This is a genomic window from Bacillus cereus group sp. N6 (assembly GCF_016483705.1).
Lineage (GTDB): Bacteria > Bacillota > Bacilli > Bacillales > Bacillaceae_G > Bacillus_A > Bacillus_A wiedmannii.
The window spans coordinates 1-237 of sequence record NZ_JAEHBI010000338.1; the positions used below are offsets into that span (position 1 = coordinate 1).

Sequence of the window (237 nt, forward strand, 5' to 3'; positions counted from 1 at the left end):
TCCCACTCCACCCATTGGTTTCGCTGTTTTTAATCCAATGTTTTTCTCTAAGTAAGGTAAAATGCGATCAAGTGTACGACGTTCTAAGATTGTTCCTTCCGCCGCTAAAATTTCACCATTTTCTGGATCCACTAACGTTTCAGCTAAAAGTTGATTAAACAATCTGTTTTTAATGTGTAACTTCTTGTTGATCTTATAGAGACATACATTTGATAAATCGTAGAGCTTTTGATCTAA

1 protein-coding gene is annotated in these 237 nt (G+C 35.0%); it reads right to left on the minus strand.

Annotation, left to right across the window (positions count from 1 at the left end):
• Window positions 1–237 (minus strand): hypothetical protein (locus JDS99_RS31525; protein WP_199696545.1); only part of this gene is annotated, 237 nt, incomplete at both ends.